General features: G+C 67.7%; 1 protein-coding gene. It reads right to left on the reverse strand.

Annotated features, from left to right (window positions below; all coding sequences use genetic code 11):
• Positions 1-279, reverse strand: a 279-nt coding sequence (locus SB717_RS35205) for a hypothetical protein (RefSeq protein WP_410907545.1), incomplete at both ends; no start/stop codon positions are given.

Consider the following 279-nt stretch of genomic DNA (forward strand, 5'->3'; position numbering starts at 1 on the left):
GTCCTCGATCACGAGGATGTCGTAGGCGTTGTCATCGGCGAAGCCGTATGCGACGCCCTCGCAATCGAAGGTGCCGACACCGGTCGAACGGATCTCGGCGAGCGTGCCCTCGAAGTCGCCGCCGATCTCGATCGGGCCGATGCCCGTCTCGGTGACGAGCCACGAGTCCGGGTCCGCAGGGTCGTTCGTCTGCTTCTGCTCAGGCGTCTCGCTCGGCGTGATCGTCTCGCTGGGCATGACGGCTGTCGAGGCCGTCTCGGGCGGGTCCGCGAGGTGCGG

This window comes from Priestia sp. SIMBA_032, assembly GCF_046535215.1.
GTDB lineage: Bacteria > Bacillota > Bacilli > Bacillales > Bacillaceae_H > Priestia > Priestia aryabhattai.